This is a genomic window from Megasphaera sp. DJF_B143 (assembly GCF_900320625.1).
In the GTDB taxonomy this organism is placed as follows: domain Bacteria; phylum Bacillota; class Negativicutes; order Veillonellales; family Megasphaeraceae; genus Megasphaera; species Megasphaera hexanoica.
Genome location: NZ_ONTA01000222.1, coordinates 1 through 3,428 on the forward strand (window position 1 = coordinate 1; position 3,428 = coordinate 3,428).

Annotated in this window: 3 protein-coding genes and 1 pseudogene; all 4 read left to right on the top strand. The window is 50.2% G+C overall.

Features of this window, described 5'->3' with window-relative positions; genetic code table 11:
• Positions 1-1,023, top strand: a pseudogene (gene secA, locus DBO31_RS06715) (preprotein translocase subunit SecA); the annotation flags it as partial.
• 225 nt (positions 1,024-1,248) lie between these two features.
• A protein-coding gene (gene prfB / locus DBO31_RS06720; RefSeq protein ID WP_338086663.1) for a peptide chain release factor 2 occupies positions 1,249-2,386 on the top strand; the annotation gives its coding sequence in 2 pieces (ribosomal slippage) (positions 1,249-1,332 and positions 1,334-2,386; 1,137 coding nt in all).
• Positions 2,383-3,072 (top strand): LmeA family phospholipid-binding protein, encoded by a 690-nt coding sequence (locus DBO31_RS06725; protein WP_150824759.1) that lies wholly within the window; start codon positions 2,383-2,385, stop codon positions 3,070-3,072. The genes prfB and DBO31_RS06725 overlap by 4 nt, the downstream gene beginning before the upstream one ends.
• A 14-nt stretch (positions 3,073-3,086) precedes the next feature.
• A partial coding sequence (locus tag DBO31_RS06730) for a DUF5693 family protein (RefSeq protein WP_234995423.1) occupies positions 3,087-3,428 on the top strand: 342 nt, incomplete at its 3' end.

Sequence of the window (3,428 nt, forward strand, 5' to 3'; positions counted from 1 at the left end):
ATGGTCACGATTGCAACCAACATGGCCGGCCGTGGGACCGATATCAAGTTGGGCAAGGGCGTCGCTGAACTGGGCGGGCTCATGATCATCGGTACGGAACGCCATGAAAGCCGCCGTATCGACAACCAGCTCCGTGGCCGTGCAGGCCGTCAGGGGGATCCCGGTACGACTCAGTTCTATTTGTCTCTGGAAGACGACCTCATGCGCATTTTCGGGTCCGACAATATTTCCAAGTTCATGGACAAACTGGGCCTGGATGAAGACGAACCGATTACGGCCAAGATGATCACCAAATCGATTGAAAAGGCACAGAAGAAAGTCGAAAGCCACAACTTTGAAATCCGTAAATACGTTCTGGAATACGATGATGTCATGAATCAGCAGCGTGAAGTGCTCTATGCACAGCGCCGCCAGGTACTGACGGCCCTTTCTCTCAAGGATACGATTCTCGGCATGGTCAGTGATATCATCGACGATGGCCGCAATAAGTACGCTGATGAAAAACTCTATCCGGAAGAATGGGATTTTGCCGGTCTTTTGACTCAGATGCAGCAGTACTTCGTGCCGAAAGATGCGACGACCAGTGAAGAACTGGAAAATCTCAGCCGTGTCGAAGTCAAAGAAAAGCTGTACCAGATTGCTGTCGATCTCTATGAAGCCCGGGAAAAGGAAATCGGAACAGAAACGATGCGCGAACTGGAACGGGCCATCATGCTCCGTGTCGTAGACAGCAAGTGGATGGATCACCTTGACGCTATGGATGCCCTGAAAGAAGGCATCAATCTCCGGGCATACGGGCAGAAGAATCCTCTCGTTGAATATAAGTTTGAAGCCTATGATATGTTTGAAGAAATGGTCGATTCCATCAAACGGACGACGGTCACATTCCTCTATCATATCCAGATTACATACAGTAAGCCTGTTCCAAAGGCAGAAGATCATCTGCAGGGCGCCCGGGAAGTCCATGATGAAAGTGCCCCGGTCACGGCAGAAGATATCAAGCGGGACGAAGAACGGCAGTAAAAGAGCCGCAGTTCGTAGGCCGCAGACCGCAGTCAGCGGCTAACAGGTAGGAAAGCCCGCAGTTCGCAGTTTTAGATATCCCAAGAAAGCCTCCCCTGTGAAGGGGAGGGCCTTTTCGGCCTACAAGGTGCTGAGTGCAAGGAAGCGCAAGGCGGTTGCCGAAACGGATAGTAGAGATGGGACTACAAAGTGGTGGAGTTTTGTTTATGATTATGTTTTTGAAAGATGGTGATTCTTGTGTTATTAGATGAAATGCGTAAACCGCTGGAAGATTTGAAGAAGAGAATACAGGAAATCGGGGATTCACTTTAACCTCCCCAGGAAAAAAGAAAAAATCATGGATCTCGATATGCAGATGAGTGACCCTGATTTTTGGAGTGATCCGGATAAAGCAAAGAAAATTTCCCAGGAAGCAACGCTCCTGAAGACGGAAGTAGAAGGGCATGAAAAACTGGAAACCCAGTGTGCGGACCTGCTTGATTTCCTAGATATGGCCATTGAAGAAAAAGAAACAGGTATGGCCGAGGAAATCGAAAAGCAGTACCATGCCCTGCTGAAAGACATTGAAAAGCGGGAAGTACTGCTGCTCCTTTCCGGCGAATACGATACGTGCAATGCTATCCTGACTTTCCATGCCGGTGCCGGCGGAACGGAAGCCCAGGACTGGACACAGATGCTGGTCCGCATGTATACGCGCTGGGCAGAACAGCACGGGTTCCACATAACCGTCATGGATATGCAGCCCGGTGATGAAGCCGGCATCAAAAGTGCGGCTTTTACCATTGAAGGAGAATACGCTTACGGCTATCTCAAGTCGGAAAAAGGCGTACACCGCCTGGTCCGTATTTCGCCCTTTGATGCGGCTGCGCGGCGTCATACGTCTTTTACGGCCGTCGATGTCATGCCTGAACTGCCCGATGATGTAGATGTAGAAATCAACATGGACGATGTCCGCGTCGATTATTTCCGCGCATCCGGTGCCGGTGGCCAGCACGTCAATAAGACGAGTTCTGCCGTCCGTATGACCCATATCCCGACAGGCATTGTCGTGCAGTGCCAAAATGAACGGTCACAGGTACAGAACCGGGAAATGTGTATGAAGTACCTGCGTGCCAAGTTATTTGAATTAGAACAGGAAAAGCAGGCGCAGCTCAAAGCAGAAATCGGCGGCGAACATCAGGCCATCGAATGGGGCAGTCAGATCCGTTCCTATGTATTCCATCCATACACGATGGTCAAAGATCACCGGACGAATGTGGAAACGGGAAATATCCAGGCTGTCATGGACGGCGATATCGATATGTTCATCGAAGGATATTTGCAGCAGCAGAAAGAAAAGCGCCTGGCTAAGCAGACTATATGATGAAAAAATGGATGTATGCCGCCATGGCAGTCGCAGTCATTCTGCTGGGGCTGAATATAGCGGCTCCGCGTCTGGCAGCTTATGGATTGTACCGTAGCCTTTCCCGGCATATGGAAATTTCACCGGATAATGTCCTCGTCGAAGCCCGTCCCGGCCTGTCTGTACTGACGGGCCGTCTGGACCGGGTTCATGCAGGTGGTGACGATTTCCGCGTCGGCAAGCTGCGTTTTCAGTCCTTTGACTGCACGCTGGAAGGAGTCCGGTTCGATCCTCTGGCCAGCCTGATGGATGGTCGTTTGCAGGCTGAATCGGCTGAACAGGGAGAACTGGTAGCTACAGTTTCCCAGGATGACCTGAGTGACTTTATCAAAAAACAGGTAAAAGGCACAGAACAGATGGATGTATCCTTTGATGGTGATACTATCCATGTCAGAGGCAAAGTACGGGTCGGCGGTTTTTTGCGTGCCGATGCTGATATAGCCGGCCGGTTTGCTATGGAAGGGAATAAGCTGATGTTCCTGCCGGAGGATGCCGCCATATCGGCGAAGGGGGTCCGGGTCAATGCTTCGAATCTGGCCCGGCTGGAAGTCTATGATTTTACAGATTTTCCCCTTCATATGGTTCCGGACCAGGTCACTCTGGATAACGGATTGCTTACACTGCATGGCAGGGTCAGCAATCACTGAATAAGGTGGATAGAATGGAAAAAAAGAATAAGCGCAGTATCCTGCTCATGATCCTGGTCGTATTGGTCGGCCTGATTTCATGTATATATCTATGTGTGCAGCGGTACTATGTGGAACATGACAATATGTCGATCGAACAGGCGATGGATTATGATGCTGTTGTCGTTTTGGGACGCAACGAAGGATATGATCTGGAAACGACACTGGAAAAGTGCCGTCAGGCCGGCATCACGAGTTTTACCATATACGATACGACGCTGAATAAAATGACCCAGCGCGGAGAATGCTCTGTCATTACCCGTTTGGGAGCTGAACTCTATTATCCACAGTTCCATCTTGGTTCGTATCAGTACGAA